This is a genomic window from Streptomyces sp. NPDC050145, assembly GCF_044460245.1.
In the GTDB taxonomy this organism is placed as follows: domain Bacteria; phylum Actinomycetota; class Actinomycetes; order Streptomycetales; family Streptomycetaceae; genus Streptomyces.
Genome location: NZ_JBITJS010000007.1, coordinates 21,543 through 36,407 on the forward strand (window position 1 = coordinate 21,543; position 14,865 = coordinate 36,407).

At 71.1% G+C, this 14,865-nt stretch carries 10 protein-coding genes; 6 read left to right on the forward strand and 4 right to left on the reverse strand.

Annotated features, from left to right (window positions below):
- Positions 1 to 157: 157 nt before the first annotated feature.
- Positions 158 to 1,783: a glycoside hydrolase family 32 protein gene (locus ACIBTU_RS15360; RefSeq protein ID WP_399126605.1), complete on the reverse strand. Its 1,626-nt coding sequence runs from the start codon at positions 1,781 to 1,783 to the stop codon at positions 158 to 160.
- Positions 1,784 to 1,982: 199 nt separating this feature from the next.
- On the opposite strand from ACIBTU_RS15360, the gene ACIBTU_RS15365 reads away from it, so the two are divergent.
- The 3 genes from ACIBTU_RS15365 to ACIBTU_RS15375 are packed head-to-tail and all read left to right on the forward strand — an operon-like array spanning position 1,983 to position 5,247.
- Entirely contained in the window at positions 1,983 to 3,398 is a 1,416-nt protein-coding gene (locus tag ACIBTU_RS15365; protein ID WP_399126606.1) for an ABC transporter substrate-binding protein, read from the forward strand.
- On the forward strand, positions 3,395 to 4,324 hold the full coding sequence (locus ACIBTU_RS15370; RefSeq protein ID WP_399126607.1) for a carbohydrate ABC transporter permease: 930 nt from the start codon (positions 3,395 to 3,397) through the stop codon (positions 4,322 to 4,324). The genes ACIBTU_RS15365 and ACIBTU_RS15370 overlap by 4 nt, the downstream gene beginning before the upstream one ends.
- A gap of 23 nt (positions 4,325 to 4,347) precedes the next feature.
- Positions 4,348 to 5,247, forward strand: a complete 900-nt coding sequence (locus ACIBTU_RS15375) for a carbohydrate ABC transporter permease (protein WP_399126608.1) — start codon at positions 4,348 to 4,350, stop codon at positions 5,245 to 5,247.
- Between the two features lie 67 nt (positions 5,248 to 5,314).
- Here ACIBTU_RS15375 and ACIBTU_RS15380 read toward each other — a convergent pair whose 3' ends face one another.
- Positions 5,315 to 5,746, reverse strand: a complete 432-nt coding sequence (locus tag ACIBTU_RS15380; RefSeq protein WP_399126609.1) for a Rieske 2Fe-2S domain-containing protein — start codon at positions 5,744 to 5,746, stop codon at positions 5,315 to 5,317.
- A 717-nt stretch (positions 5,747 to 6,463) separates the two neighbouring features.
- Positions 6,464 to 7,894: a glycoside hydrolase family 32 protein gene (locus ACIBTU_RS15385; protein ID WP_399126610.1), complete on the reverse strand. Its 1,431-nt coding sequence runs from the start codon at positions 7,892 to 7,894 to the stop codon at positions 6,464 to 6,466.
- Positions 7,895 to 8,169: 275 nt separating this feature from the next.
- On the opposite strand from ACIBTU_RS15385, the gene ACIBTU_RS15390 reads away from it, so the two are divergent.
- Positions 8,170 to 9,549 carry an oligosaccharide MFS transporter gene (locus ACIBTU_RS15390; RefSeq protein WP_399126611.1) on the forward strand — a complete coding sequence of 460 codons (1,380 nt, stop codon included), beginning with the start codon at positions 8,170 to 8,172 and terminating at the stop codon, positions 9,547 to 9,549.
- A 128-nt stretch (positions 9,550 to 9,677) separates the two neighbouring features.
- The gene (locus tag ACIBTU_RS15395; RefSeq protein WP_399127005.1) at positions 9,678 to 10,619 is read left to right on the forward strand and encodes a carbohydrate kinase; all 942 of its coding nucleotides are present in this window, start codon (positions 9,678 to 9,680) and stop codon (positions 10,617 to 10,619) included.
- A 181-nt stretch (positions 10,620 to 10,800) separates the two neighbouring features.
- Here ACIBTU_RS15395 and uvrA read toward each other — a convergent pair whose 3' ends face one another.
- A complete protein-coding gene (gene uvrA / locus ACIBTU_RS15400) occupies positions 10,801 to 13,842 on the reverse strand; it encodes an excinuclease ABC subunit UvrA (RefSeq protein WP_399126612.1) in 3,042 nt (1,013 codons plus the stop codon).
- A 289-nt stretch (positions 13,843 to 14,131) separates the two neighbouring features.
- Here uvrA and ACIBTU_RS15405 point away from each other — a divergent pair, with 289 nt between their 5' ends.
- A complete protein-coding gene (locus tag ACIBTU_RS15405; RefSeq protein WP_399126613.1) occupies positions 14,132 to 14,857 on the forward strand; it encodes a maleylpyruvate isomerase family mycothiol-dependent enzyme in 726 nt (241 codons plus the stop codon).
- The last annotated feature ends 8 nt before the right edge of the window (positions 14,858 to 14,865 follow it).

A 14,865-nucleotide genomic window follows, 5' to 3' on the forward strand; every position in this document is an offset into this window, starting at 1 on the left:
ACCCGGGCACCTCAGCCCCGGCCCCGGCTCCGACCACCGAGAAGTCGACCACCGAGCAGCAGCACGTCATACGTAACACGGGGCGCCCGGCCATCAGCGGCTCGGTCCGTCATACGTACAACGGCGCCCGTCGGTCCGGCTGCCCGGCGCCCGGGTGTCACCCGAGGTCGTACGTGATGACCCTGAGGTCCTCGAAGACGGCCGGGCCGCCGGAGGAGTAGAGGGCGATGCGGTCGTCTCCGGGGAGCGGGAAGGCCTGGTGGGTGTGGACGTGGCGGCCGTCGCCGACGAACAGTTCGACCGTGGTGCGGTCGACGAGGACACGCACGTCGAGGGAACCGGCGGCGGCGTCGACGGGGGTGTGGGTCTCGGCGGGGCCGCCCGGGGTGATGGTGCCGCCGCGGTTGACGTAGGCGAAGCCGCCGGAGACGTACACGCCGACGTCGATGTGGCGCAGCCCGCCGGGGGCCTTGCGGAGCTGGAAGCCGAGGTTCTCGGTGGTGCCGGGTGTCCAGCGCAGCCGGGCCCGGATCTCGTAGGCGGTGCCGGTGACGTCGAGGGTCTTGCTGCCGTCGACCGTGACGTCGCCGAGCTTCTTCGTGCCGGTGGCGTAGCGGTCGAGGGCCGGGGCGGGCTCGGAGGCGAGGTGGTAGGTGCCGTCGCCCGCGCGCTCCAGGGTGAGTTCGCGGGTGAGGGAGTCGGTGCCGTTGAAGCCGTCCGCGACGAGGGTCGGGGTGTTGTGCGGGTAGGTCCAGTTGTTGGTCCAGGCGAAGGCGTACCGGGCGGCGGGGTCGACGGTGCCGTCGGCGGCGCGCTTCTCGCAGGTGACGGCCGCGTAGAAGTCGGGCCCGTGGTCGAGCCACTGCGGTTCGGGGGCGTCGGGGCTGAAGGTGACGCCGTCGAAGTCGCCGGTCCAGTAGGCGTACGTGGCGGGCAGGCCGCGCTGCGTGCCGTTGGCGGAGGCGGCGAGGACCCAGTGCGTGGTGCCGTCCGCGGCCCGGATCTCGAACAGGTCCGGGCACTCCAGGGTGCCGAGGTCGTCGCGGGTGAATCCGCTGCGGTACGTCCATGAGCGCAGGTCGGCGGAGGTGTACAGGCCGATCTTGTGCCCTTCGGCCAGGGCCGCGACCCAGCGTCCGCGGGCCTCGTCCCAGAGCACCTTGGGGTCGCGGAAGTCCTTGCCGCCGGGGTTGGGGAGCACCGGGTCGTCGCTGTGGGAGGCGAAGGTGCGGCCGTGGTCGGTGGAGTACCAGAGGTACTGGGCCTGGGAGGCGGTGCCGGCGTCGGGCTCCATGGTGATCAGGGCGATGACGGCGCCCGCGCCGAACCCGGCGGTGTTCTTCTCGTCGACGACCGCGCTGCCCGACCAGACGTCACCGGCGGGGATGGCGTCCTTGGGGACGGCGACTCCCTCGTCCCGGTACCGGACGAGGTCGGTGCTGGTGGCGAGCCGCCAGGCGGTGCCCTCGGATCCGGTGAGGTAGTCGGCGTTGTAGAGGTAGTAGTACAGGTACTGGCCGTTCACCCAGATCGGGCGCTGCGGATCGTTCTTCCAGTTGTCGGGAACGGTGAAGTGGTAGTCGGCGCGGAAGCTGCCGAGGCCGGCCGCCTTCGGTGCCGCGGCGGCCGGACGGGACGGCAGTGCGGCCGCCGCGAGGGCGGTGGAGCCGGCGGACAGCAGCGCGGCGCGCCGGCTCAGCGAGCGCGCTCCGCCGGTGTTTCCGGCCGCGCCTTTCCCGTTTCTCGCGGGCGTCTCCTGCGCGGGCACGTCTCGTGCGGGCATGACGGACCGACCTTTCGTCCAAGGGAGCGTTCGAGTGGGGAACCAGGGAGGGAGGCCGCAACCCTAACTCGTGATAGGCCTTGCCGCGCAAGGGTCTTCATGGATTTCGAAGAACCCCGCGCAGCCCTCTTGACGGCGCCGTCGACGCGCTCCCATCATCCGGAGGCCAAGCCAACTATCACGAGTTAGGCCTCTCGGTATGACCCGCAGTCAACTCCCGCCGAGCCGTCGCACCCTGTTGCGCGCCGGTGGCTGGTCCCTGGCCGCCGGCGGTCTCGCCGCCACGGCGGCGAGCTGGGACCGGCTGACCGCCGCCGACATACCCGGGCGCGACGGTTCGATGCTCACCGTCGCGGTCCTCGGCGCCGCGATCGACCCGACCATGCAGAAGGTGCTGGCCGACGGCTTCCAGAAACTGCACCCGGACATCCCGGTGCGGCTGCTGGCCGTCCAGGCCAAGGACTGGAACGACTTCTTCGCGAAGATCCTCACGCAGATCGCCGCGGGCCGGGCGCCCGACGTGGTGTACGTCGCGACCGAGGGCGTCCAGCTGTTCGCCGACCGCCTCGGCGTCCCGCTGGACGCACACGTGAAACGGGACGCCGCCACGCTCAAGGAGTACTTCGCCGACGTCCACCCGTCGCTCGTCGAATCGATGATGTACGAGGGCTCGCTGTACCAGCTGCCCGTCGAGTTCAACGCCGCGGACATGTACCTGAGCGCCCCCGTCCTCAGGCGCACCGGCGTCGAACTCCCGCCGGACGACTGGGACCGGGACGAATTCACGCGGCTGCTGCGCGCCATGAAGCGCAAGGGCGGGGCGCACTTCACGCCGTTCTACTGGACCAATCGCCTGTGGGGCGGGGTGGTGCCCTGGCTGTTCGTCAACGACACCAACATCCTGCGCGAGTCCAGGGCTCCGGGCGGGGAGTGGCTGTGGAACTCCTTCTACGACGCCCGGCAACGCGCGGGCCGTGGCGGGGGTTTCCGCTGGACGACGCCGACCGCCACGGCCGACCGCACCGTCGAGACGTACGAGTATCTCGCCGGTCTCGTGCGTGACGGGCTCTGCTCACGGCCCGAGGGCGGCAGCGGCACGAACCTGGTCGGCGCCTTCTCCACCGGCCGGGTCGGCGCGACGCCCGCCGGCGGCTTCTGGGCGGGCGGACTGCACCAGGCGGGCGTGGCGCGCGACGCGTACGACGCCACGTACTTCCCTCGCTGGCGGACGCAGCGCCACCAGTTCGGCGGGGCGGGCTACGCGATCCTGCGCACCTCCCGGCGCCAGGACGAGGCCTGGGAGTTCGTGAAGTACTCGACCCGCAAGGACGTCATGGCCTCGCTGTTCGCGGCGAACACGACGACCCCGGCGCGTCGTTCCCTGCTCACCGCGCGGCGGTACGCGCGGACGGGCCCCGCCCACTGGGACGTCTTCTACGACACCTTCGACCGCTTCCCCACGACCGGCCCGATCCCCGCGCCTCCGCAGGTCGCCGCCGTGGAACTCGCCCTGACCAAGCACACCGCCACCGCTCTCGCCTCGCCGCGCAAGGTCGCGCCGGCGCTGCGGGCGATGCAGGCGGACCTGGAGCGCGCCATGGAGCGTGGGATATGAGCAGCCGTACGACGGACCGCGCCGCGGACGGGGTCGCGAGGGACCGGGGGTCGCAGCGGCGGCAGCGGTGGACCGCCTGGCTGTTCCTGGCGCCGACCGTGATCGGCGTCGTCGTGTTCACCGTGGTGCCGATCGCGGGCTCGGTGGTGCTGTCGTTCTTCCGGTGGAACGTGATCGACCCGGCGCGCTACACCGGCCTGGACAACTACCGCGCCCTGGCGACCGACTCCTCGGTCCGTGCCTCCTTCGGCAACACCCTCTTGTTCATGGTGGTCGCCGTCTCGCTGCAACTGCTCATCGCGCTCGTGCTGGCGCTGGCCCTGCAGGGCAGGATGCCGAACTGGGTGCGGCAGGCGCTGCGTTCGGCGTTCTTCTTCCCGCTCGTGCTGAGCGCGGCCTCGGTCTCCGTGGTGATGAAGTACCTGTTCAACCAGGACTTCGGGGTCGTGAACTGGCTGATCGGTCAGGCCGGCGCGTCGCCCGTGCCCTGGCTGACGGACGAGACATGGGCGCTGGCGGCCGTGGTCCTCGTCTACGTGTGGCAGCAGTTCGGCTTCTCGTTCCTCCTGTTCGTCGGCGGACTGGCGAACATCCCGAAGGAGCTCCACGAGGCCGCCGCCGTCGACGGTGCGACCGGGCTGCGCAAGCATCTGCGGATCACCCTGCCGCTGCTCTCCCCCACCTTCCTGGTGGCCTCCGTGGTCGGCGTGATCAACGCGCAGCAGGTCTTCGAGCAGCCCTACGTGCTCACGGACGGCGGGCCGGGCGATTCGACCCGGACCGTGGTGATGGTCCTCTACCAGACCGCCTTCGAGGAGCTCCGGTTCGGCGAGGCCTCGGCGGTCGGCGTCGTCCTGTTCGCCCTGATTCTCGTCGTCACGGCGCTGCAGTTCCGGCTCAGCCGCCGCTTCGTGCACTACCAGTGACTGGTTGGAGAGGTCGACCCGCGATGACTGCAGTTCCGTACACCGAGAAGACGCGGCGCCCCGCAGGCGGCGGCGTCACCGCGCGCCTGGGCTCGCTCACCACCCGCCGCCTGGGCGTCCTCGGGCGCGTCGCCGGGCTCGCGCTCGTGGCGCTGCTGACCATCGGGCCCGTGGTGTGGACGGTGTCCACATCCCTGCGCACGCCCGCCGAGTCCTTCGATCTGCCGCCGAGGATCATCCCGGCGCACGGCACGCTCGACGCCTACCGAGGCGTCTTCCAACAGCTCGACGTCTGGCTGATCGCGCTGAACTCCGCGCTCGTGACGGGCCTGATCGCGATCGGGCAGATGATCTCGGCGGCGCTCGCCGGGTACGCCTTCGCCCGTCTCGAGTTCCGCTTCAAGAAACCGCTGTTCGGGCTGGTCCTCGCCACGATGATGGTGCCGGTCCAGATCACCATCGTGCCGGTGTTCCTCATCCTCAAGGGGATGGGGCTGACGGACACGCTGCTCGGCCTGATCGTGCCGGCCGTGCCGACCGCCTTCGGGACGTTCCTGATGCGCCAGTACTTCCTGACGATGCCCAAGGAACTCGGCGAGGCCGCGATGATCGACGGGGCCGGACCCTGGCGGGTCTTCCGGTCCGTCTACGCACCCCTGGCCAGACCGGGTCTGGCCATCGTCGGGGTGCTCGCCTTCAACTATCACTGGAACGAGTTCTTCCGACCGCTGATCCTGGAGACCAGCAACGAGAACTTCACGATGCCGCTCGGCCTCGTCTCGCTCCAGGGCAACCTCGGCACCGGGTCGATCTCGGTGGTCCTCGCGGGGGTCGTGCTGTCGATGATCCCCGCGGTCGCCGTGTTCGTCATCGGCCAGCGACCGCTCCGCGAGGGGATCACGTCCTCCGGCCTGAAGGGCTGAGGTCAAGGGCTGAGGGTCGAGGCTGAACTTGGGCCTGAGGGTTGGGGCTGAGGGTTGGGCCTGAGGGTCAGGGCGAGACGATGAGCTTGCCGCCCTCGGCCTTCGCCTTGAGCTCGGTGAGCGGCACGGTCGCCGGCGCGTGCAGCACCTCGCCGGTGGTGGCGTCGAACTTGCTGCCGTGACAGTTGCAGGTCAGCTCCGTGCCCTTCAGCATCCGGATCGGGCACCCCGCGTGCGTGCAGACCGTGCTGAACGCCTTGTACGTCCCGTCCTCGGCCCGGCTCACCACCACGTTGTCGTCGTTGTAGAGCTTCGCCCCGCCCTTCGGGACGTCCTCGGCGCTGCCGAGGTCGACGGGCTTGCTGGGCGCCGCCGCCGAGCCGCCGTCCTCCGGCGAGCACGCGGTCAGCCCGAGCCCGACCGTCCCCGCTACGGCCACCCCGCGCAGCGCGGTACGGCGGGACAGGCGTGCACTGCTGGACAGGGGCGTGCCGGGCATCTGGGCTCCACGGTCGATGGCGGTTCGGTAGCAGGAAACCACCGCACGGTCGCCATGGCCGCCACCTCGGGCTCCAGGTACCGAACGGGGGTACGGATGCGACGATACCGGCGGGGAACGGGCCGCCCGACGGGCCCCCAGGTGACCTGGACGACATCCGTGCGGGGTGCGGCGGGGGGTCGATCGCGTGGCGGCACGGAACCGGGTGGCCGGTCGGCTGCGGTCCAGCGCGGAACCGTCTGGCGGAGCGGCTGCCGCCCGGCACAGAACAGACCGCCGGGCTACCGGCCGGCGGGCCACTGGTCGGCGGGCTACTGGTCGGCGGGCTCTGGGCCGGCAGGGCGGCTGAAGTCCTGCCTGGAACAGGCCGCCGGGCTACGCGCCGCCGGGGCGGCTGAAGAGCGGCGCGGAAGCAACGGCGGCGTGGCAGCAGTCCCCGCAGGTGCCCCTCATCGCGACCCGCAGCACGCGACCTGCGGCCCACGATCCGCGGTGCCGCCGCCCGACGCCCCCTCCGGCATCTGCCTCAGCCCCGCGGTGAGCGCCCCCGGTGGACGCACACCCGAGCGTCCACCGGGCCGAGACCGGCCGCACGCGCGAGGCCCGCCGCACGGAGCGGGGCCAGCCGCACGGAGCGGAGCCGGCCGCACCGCGCGGGGTCGGCCACACCGCGCGGGGTCGGCCTCCGGCCCTGCCAAGGAGCCGCCCTCCGCCTCCTCACACGCCCCCCGCCACCGCCGCCTCCCACGCGGACACCGAGATACTCCCCGCGCCCTGCACCACGTCCACCGACAGGGGCCCGCTCGGAGCGGGGTACACCTTTTCGGTCAGCACCACCCGGTCGTCCCAGAACGCCTCGATCAGCGGCCCGTCCACGAACACTCGCAGCCGTCCGCCCGTACCGCCCGACGCCGTCGCCGCGACCACCGACGAGGCGCGGGGGTAGGGGTGCGTGCCTGAGGCCGGCGTCGCCGAACGGTCCAGCGTGAGCGTGCCCCGGGTCGGATTGACCCGCAGCTCGGCCCCGGCCCCCAGCCGGACCGCGAGCTCCGTGTCGGGCTGCGCGACAGCGAGGTCGACCTGCACCTCGTACCCCGCCGGCAGCTCCTCCCCCACCGCGACGGCCCGCCCGCGCAGCCCCACAAGCTCACGCGCGGGCGCCACCCGCAGCGCACCGTCCGGATGCGCGCCGATCTCCCTCGGATACGTGAGGCACCCGGCCCAGCCCGCCGCGACGGACTCGGCCTCGCTCCGCGACTCCCAACTCCAGCCCCATACAAGGGTCCTGTCACCCTCGACGAGCGCGGTGGGCGCGTAACAGTCCCGGCCGTGGTCGAACAGGCCCCCTGCGGAGGGCACGAACCGCAGCCCGCCTCCGCCCTCCCCCTCGGCCCTCAGCTCACCGGTCAGGTAGGCCGTCGCGTAGGTGATGTCGTCGATCCACAGGGAGAGCAACAGCACCCAGCGCCCGTCCCCCGCCGGCAGCAGCGCCGGACACTCCCAGGCCGTCGCGGGCGCCGCGTGCCGCGCGGCGACGGGGTCGGCCGCGTCGAGCAGCGAACCGGCGTACGTCCACCGCGTCATCGAGTCCACGCGGTAGAGCAGCACGTCGGGCCGTCCGCCCCGGTGTCCCGCGCCGACGACCGCCCAGCGCCGCCCCGCGTGCGTGAAGAGATACGGGTCGCGGAACGCGATGAGGTCGAGGCCGGGCGGCGGACCGGGGACGACCGGTTCCGGTTCGGCCTTGAACGAGCCGATCGTCGGGTCCGTGGCCCGGGCCAGCATGACGGAGCCGATGCCGTCGCGGCGGTTCATTCCGGTGTAGACGGCGGTCGGGACGCCGTCGTCCACGACCGCGCACCCGGACCAGGCGCCGAGCGCGTCGGGCGTGCCCGGCGTGGGGGCCAGCGCGACACCGTGATCCGTCCAGCGCACAAGGTCCGGGCTGGAGGCGTGCCCCCAGTGAATGTCGCCCCAGACCGCCTCGTGCGGGTTGTGCTGGAAGAACAGGTGGTAGCGGCCGTCGTGGAAGAGCGGGCCGTTGGGGTCGTTGCACCAGCGGCCGGCGGCGGGCCGTACGTGCAGACGCGGAACGTCGCGGTCGACGGCGACGGCGGGCGGGTACGGACGAGTGGCCCGGTCGGACATGCGCCTTCTCCTTGCTTCTGCTGACTCCTGCCGACTCCACCGAGTTCCGGCGAGGTCTTGATTTCGCGAACCTAACACGTGATAGTTGTGCCGCCCTAGCACGTGACAGGAAAGGTGCCGGGGACTTCCGATCACCGCCCGCCGGAACACCGGGAACCGCCCGGAACTCCGCCGCCCCGCCCCCGGTCGCCGTCCGCGGCCGCACACGGACTCCAGGCGGAGCCATTCGTTCCGGCATCATGAACGGGCGCCACAGGCGCGAGGGAGCGCAGCACATGACCGACCAGACCACCGGGCAGAGCCCGACCACGGGGCATCACGGCGCCCCCGCGGTCGCCACCGGCCCGAGCCGCCGCCGGCTGAACTTCACGCTCGTCAGCGCGGCCCTGTTCATGTTCTTCGTGACCTGGTCGCTGTCCTGGTCACTCTTCTCCATCTGGCTGACCCAGGACATCGGCCTGTCAGCCGGCCGCAGCTCCCTCGTGATCAGCGCCAACGCCATCGGCTGCCTGGTCACCATGCCGGTCTACGGCTACCTCCAGGACAAGCTCGGCCTGCGCAAGAACCTCCTGTACTGGGTCTCCGGCCTGATGCTCCTCGTGGGCCCCATGTACATCTACGTGTACGGGCCGCTGCTGAAGACCCAGTTCGCCCTCGGCCTGCTGGTCGGCGCCGCCTATCTCGCCATGGCGTTCGCCGTCGCCGTCGCCACGCTGGAGAGCTACACGGAGCGCCTCGGCCGCTTCCACGGCTTCGAGTTCGGGCGCGCCCGCATGTTCGGCTCGCTGGGCTGGGCCGCGGCGACGTTCTTCGCGGGCCGGCTGTTCAACATCGATCCCCGCCTGAACTTCTGGGCCGCCTCCGTCTCGGCCGCCGTGTTCCTCGTTCTGATCGTCTCGATCCGGGTGACCGACGGGCGCCGCTCGGCCGCCGTGGAAGCCGCCGCCTCCTCCGTGTCGATGACCGACGTGCGGTCCCTGCTGCGCTACCCGGCCTTCTGGGGGCTGCTGCTCTTCGTCATCGCCGTGACCGCGACGTACAACACGTACGACCAGATGTTCCCCTCGTACTTCGCCTCGCTGTTCTCGACGGCCGGCGAGGGCAACCGGATGTACAGCGACCTCAACTCTGTGCAGGTCTTCCTCGAAGCCGGCGGCATGGCGCTCGCCCCCTTCCTCGTGAACCGGCTCGGCCCCAAGAAGTCCCTGCTGCTGTCCGGCTGCATCATGGCCGCGCGCATCGGCCTGTCCGGCCTCGTCACCGATCCGGCCGCCATCTCCGCGGTCAAGCTGATGCATGCCGCCGAACTGCCGATCATGCTCATCGCGATCTTCAAGTACATCAACCTGCACTTCGAGTCGCGCCTGTCCTCGTCGATCTACCTGGTCGGCTTCCAGCTCGCCGCGCAGCTGGGCGCGGCCGTGATCTCGCCCCTGGCCGGCCTCGGCTACGACTCCATCGGGTTCGCCCGCACCTACCTGCTGCTGGCCGGGGTCGTCGCCCTGTTCACCGCCCTCTCGGTCCTCACGCTGCGGCCCGACGCGAAGGCGCTCTCCGTGAGCGCGCTGCCCGATCCGGCCCTCGCCGCACCCGCTGCCCGCGAGAATCGGTCGGCGCCGGACAAGAGCGAGGCCCCGCTCCCCGCGAAGCTCTAGCCTGCCCACGGGTGGCGCCGGCCATATCCCCGGCGCCACCCGCCACGCCCGAAATCCGCACCGCCCACACCGCCCGCACCGCCCTGCACCACCCCCGAGGCACCCCGAACCACCTGAGAGGAACCACCGTGATCGTCGTCGCCGGAGAGGCCCTGATCGACCTCGTCCCGCAGGGGCCGGACGCCGGCGCCGGGCTGGTCGGGGACCGGGGCCGGCTCCCCGATCTCGCTCCGCGGCTGGGCGGCGGCCCCTACAACACGGCGGTGGCGCTGGGCCGGCTCGGTTCTCCCGTCGCCTTCTGTTCGCGCGTGTCCCGTGACTCGTTCGGCGAGGCCCTTCTCGGCGGGCTCCGGGAGGCCGGCGTGGACGTCTCCCCCGTACAGCGGGGCGACGAGCCGACGACGCTGGCCGTCGCCTCCATCGGCGTCGACGGCTCCGCCGGTTACTCCTTCTACGTGGAAGGCACCGCCGACCGGCTGTTCGCGGTGCCGGACGCCCTGCCCGTGGGGACGCGCGCGGTGTCGTTCGGCACCTGCTCGCTCGTGCTGGAGCCGGGCGCCACCGCATACGAGGAACTGATGCGCTCGGCCGCCGCCTCGGGGGTCTTCACGGCGCTCGACCCCAACATCCGGGCCGGTCTGATCCCTGACGCGGACGCCTACCGGGCCCGGTTCAAGAGCTGGCTGCCCTCGACGGCCCTGCTGAAGCTGTCCGAGGAGGACGCCCGATGGCTGGGCGGCACCCCACAGGAATGGCTGACCGCGGGCCCGTCGGCCGTGGTCGTCACCCGGGGTGGCGAGGGCCTGACCGTCTTCACCCGGGACGGCGGCACCCACGCCGTCCCGGGCGAGAACGTCGACGTCGTGGACACGATCGGTGCGGGCGACACCGTCAACGCGGCGCTGCTGCACGGGTTTTCGGCGCTGGACGCCCTCTCCCCCGCCGCGCTCGGGCAGTTGAGCGGCGACGACTGGGTCCGGTTGCTGCGCTTCGCCGCCCGCGCCGCGGCGATCACGTGCTCCCGGGCGGGGGCGGAGCCGCCGTACGCCGCCGAGGTCGGCTCCCTGTAGCCGCCTGCTCCCCGCGCGCCCGCACCCCCTTCTCACCCTTCCTCTCTCTGCTGTTGTCAACGTGCGTCCGGCGTCGGCCGGTTGATCAGTGAACGCACGGCGCCCCGCGGGGAGTTCCCACGGGGCGCCATAATTTTCACGGAGCGTGACGATCTCGCCACGCATCCGCACTCTGTGTCATTCAGGCCTTGCGCGTCCGGCTCGTCGCCTTCTTCGCCGCCGCCTTGGTCGTCTTGGCCGCCTTGGCCGCCTTGACCGGCTTCGTGGCCGTGGCCGTCTTCGCCGTCGCGGTCTTCTTCGCCGGGGCCTTGGCCGCCGCGGCTACGGCCTTCTTGGCCGTCTTGCGGGTCCGCGCCGCCGGTACCACGGCGTCGCTCACCCGGTCGGCACCCAGCACGTCCTGGAGGAACTTGCCGGTGTGGCTGGTCGGGACGGCCGCGACCTGCTCCGGGGTGCCCTCGGCGACGACGAGACCGCCGCCGTTGCCCCCCTCCGGGCCCATGTCGACGATCCAGTCGGCCGTCTTGATCACGTCGAGGTTGTGCTCGATCACGATGACCGAGTTGCCCTTGTCGACGAGGCCCGACAGGACCGTGATCAGCTTGCTGATGTCCTCGAAGTGCAGACCCGTGGTCGGCTCGTCGAGGACGTAGACCGTACGGCCCGTGGAGCGCTTCTGCAGCTCGCTCGCGAGCTTCACGCGCTGGGCCTCGCCCCCGGAGAGAGTCGGCGCGGACTGCCCGAGACGGACGTAGCCGAGGCCCACGTCGTTGAGCGTCCTCAGGTGACGGGCGATCGCCGGGACCGCCTCGAAGAAGCCGAGGGCCTCCTCGATCGGCATGTCCAGGACCTCGGCGATGGACTTGCCCTTGTAGTGGACCTCCAGGGTCTCGCGGTTGTACCGCGCGCCGTGGCAGACCTCGCACGGGACGTAGACGTCCGGGAGGAAGTTCATCTCGATCTTGATCGTGCCGTCGCCCGAGCAGTTCTCGCAGCGGCCGCCCTTGACGTTGAAGGAGAAGCGTCCGGGCAGATAGCCGCGTACCTTCGCCTCGGTGGTCTCGGCGAACAGCTTGCGGACGTGGTCGAACACGCCCGTGTACGTCGCCGGGTTCGACCGCGGGGTGCGGCCGATGGGCGACTGGTCGACGTGCACGACCTTGTCGACCAGGTCGTCGCCCTCGACCCGCGTGTGGCGGCCGGGGACGGATCGCGCGCCGTTGAGCTCGCGGGCCAGGTGCGTGTACAGGATGTCGTTGACCAGCGTCGACTTGCCGGAGCCGGAGACTCCGGTGACCGCCGTGAGGACACCCAGCGGGAAGGACACGTCGATGTCCCGCAGGTTGTTCTCCTTGGCACCGTGGACGGTCAGGCGGCGCGACGGGTCGACCGGTCGGCGGATGTCGGGGACCGGGATGGACTTCTTGCCCGACAGGTACTGGCCGGTCATCGATTCCGCGTTGCCCAGCAGCTCCTTCAAGGGGCCGCTGTGCACGACCTTGCCGCCGTGCTCGCCGGCGCCGGGGCCGATGTCGACGACCCAGTCGGCGACCTTGATCGTGTCCTCGTCGTGCTCCACCACGATGAGCGTGTTGCCCATGTCGCGCAGGCGGACGAGGGTCTCGATCAGCCGGTGGTTGTCCCGCTGGTGCAGGCCGATGGACGGCTCGTCGAGCACGTAGAGGACGCCGACGAGGCCGGAGCCGATCTGGGTGGCGAGCCGGATGCGCTGGGCCTCACCGCCGGAGAGGGTGCCCGCCGCGCGGTTGAGCGACAGGTAGTCGAGGCCGACGTCGACGAGGAAGCGGAGCCGCTCGTTGACCTCCTTCAGGACGCGCTCGGCGATCTTCTTGTCGCGCGCGTTCAGCGTCAGCTGGGCCAGGAAGTCGGCGCAGTCGCTGATCGACATGGCCGCGACCTCGGCGATCGACTTCCCCATGACCGTGACGGCCAGGACGATCGGCTTCAGGCGGGTGCCCTCACAGGTGGGGCAGGGCACCTCGCGCATGTAGCCCTCGAAACGCTCGCGGCTGGAGTCCGACTCGGCCTCGCTGTGGCGGCGCTTCACGAAGGGGACGGCGCCTTCGAAGGGCGTCGTGTAGACCCGCTCGCGCCCGTACCGGTTCCGGTAGCGGACCTCGATCTGGGTCTTGTGGCCGTACAGGAGCGCCTTCCGGGCGCGCTGCGGCAGCCCGGCGAAAGGGATGTCCGTACGGAAGCCGAGGGCGTCGGCGAGTGCCCCGATGAGGCGGCCGAAGTAGTCCTTGGTGTGGCCGTGCGACCAGGGGTGGATGGCGCCCTCGTCCAGCGACTTGTCCTCGTCGGGGACGATCAGCTCCGGGTCCACCTCCATGCGCGTGCCGATGCCCGTGCAGTCGGGGCAGGCGCCGAAGGGTGAGTTGAACGAGAAGGAACGGGGCTCGAGCTCCTCGAAGGACAGGTCGTCGTGCGGGCAGTACAGGTGCTCCGAGTACATGCGCTCGCGCTCCGGGTCGTCCTCGGCGAGGTCGACGAAGTCGAGCACGACCATGCCGCCGGACAGGCCGAGGGCGGTCTCCACGGAGTCGGTGAGGCGGCGCTTGGCGGAGTCCTTCACCGTGAGGCGGTCGACGACCACCTCGATGGTGTGCTTCTCCTGCTTCTTCAGCGTGGGCGGCTCGGAGAGCTGGATCGTCGTGCCGTCCACGCGCGCGCGGGCGTAGCCCTTGGTCTGCAGGTCGGCGAAGAGGTCGACGAACTCGCCCTTGCGCTCGCGCACGAGCGGCGACAGGACCTGGAAGCGGCTGCCCTCGGGCAGCTCGAGGACCTTGTCCACGATGGCCTGCGGCGACTGGCGGGCGATCGGGCGGCCGCACTGCGGACAGTGCGGCTTGCCGATGCGCGCGAAGAGCAGGCGCAGGTAGTCGTAGACCTCGGTGATGGTGCCGACCGTGGACCGTGGGTTGCGCGACGTGGACTTCTGGTCGATCGAGACAGCCGGCGAGAGGCCCTCGATGAAGTCGACGTCGGGCTTGTCCATCTGGCCGAGGAACTGGCGGGCGTACGAGGACAGCGACTCCACGTAGCGGCGCTGGCCCTCGGCGAAGATCGTGTCGAAGGCGAGCGAGGACTTGCCGGAGCCGGACAGACCGGTGAAGACGATGAGGGAGTCGCGCGGAAGGTCGAGCGAGACATTCCGGAGATTGTGCTCGCGGGCACCACGGACGATGAGACGGTCGGCCACGCCGGTCCGCACCTTTCTTGAGTGAAGTGACAGGGGCGGAGCCCCCGTCCCCCGAGGTCGGGCGTCCCGGGGCGGGCCGCGTCGCGGCGGACGCGGGAGGCCCGGGAGGACTGCCCTTACGAAGACTAGAGGGAGCCACTGACAACGCCGGTCGGATTCCCTGGTCGACAACAAACCCGGACCTTCAAGAATGCCCGACGCCGCACGCGAGCTTATAGCACGTACATTCGATTTTAGCGTGGAGCAGGCGACCTTCACCCGAACGTGTGGCCCGACTATCGTCGGCGTCATGAGTGATCATGTGCGCGACCTGGTGTCTGTACGCGAGGCGACCGACCGGCTGCTCGCCGCAGTCGCCACCCTGGACAACGCTGCTGTGACCGAGCCGTCACGGCTTCCCGGCTGGAGCCGGGGCCACGTCCTCGCCCATCTCTCCCGGAACGCGGACGCGCTCGTCAACGTTCTCGCGGGCCTGCCCATGTACGCGAGCGCCGAGGCGCGCGACGCCGACATCGTGCGTGACGCCCCGCGCGAGCTGCGCGATCAGGTGGCGGACCTGCGGGCGAGCGCCGAGCGGTTCCAGCGCAAGGGTGCCGAGGAGGCCGACTGGGCCCGCACCGTCGAGCTGCGCAACGGCGTCAAGGACGCGGCCGGCAACGTGCCGTTCCGCCGCTGGATCGAGGTCGACCTGCACCACGTGGATCTGGGGATCGGCTACGAGCTGGAGGACCTCTCCACGGAGTTCACCCAGCGCGAGATCAACTTCCTCGCCCGCCGCTTCCGCGACCACCCGGGCCTGCCGCCGGTCCTGATCAAGCAGGACGACGGCCGGATGATCTCCACCGGAGCGGTGCAGACCCCCACCGTGGAGGAGATCGAGGACGGCGCGGTGCCGCCGCTCGGCATCGTCGTGCGCGGACGCCAGGCGGACCTCCTGGGCTGGCTCTGCGGCCGCCGGGACGGCAGCGCCCTGACCGTCGACCGGGGCACACTGCCCGCACTGCCCCCGCTATAGGCTGAGTC

Bases quoted from the DNA above. Each gene is read 5' to 3' on its own strand.
- ACIBTU_RS15360 (WP_399126605.1), bottom strand. From the start codon at position 1,783: ATGCCCGCACGAGACGTGCCCGCGCAGGAGACGCCCGCGAGAAACGGG.
- ACIBTU_RS15365 (WP_399126606.1), top strand. From the start codon at position 1,983: ATGACCCGCAGTCAACTCCCGCCGAGCCGTCGCACCCTGTTGCGCGCC.
- ACIBTU_RS15370 (WP_399126607.1), top strand. From the start codon at position 3,395: ATGAGCAGCCGTACGACGGACCGCGCCGCGGACGGGGTCGCGAGGGAC.
- ACIBTU_RS15375 (WP_399126608.1), top strand. From the start codon at position 4,348: ATGACTGCAGTTCCGTACACCGAGAAGACGCGGCGCCCCGCAGGCGGC.
- ACIBTU_RS15380 (WP_399126609.1), bottom strand. From the start codon at position 5,746: ATGCCCGGCACGCCCCTGTCCAGCAGTGCACGCCTGTCCCGCCGTACC.
- ACIBTU_RS15385 (WP_399126610.1), bottom strand. From the start codon at position 7,894: ATGTCCGACCGGGCCACTCGTCCGTACCCGCCCGCCGTCGCCGTCGAC.
- ACIBTU_RS15390 (WP_399126611.1), top strand. From the start codon at position 8,170: ATGACCGACCAGACCACCGGGCAGAGCCCGACCACGGGGCATCACGGC.
- ACIBTU_RS15405 (WP_399126613.1), top strand. From the start codon at position 14,132: ATGAGTGATCATGTGCGCGACCTGGTGTCTGTACGCGAGGCGACCGAC.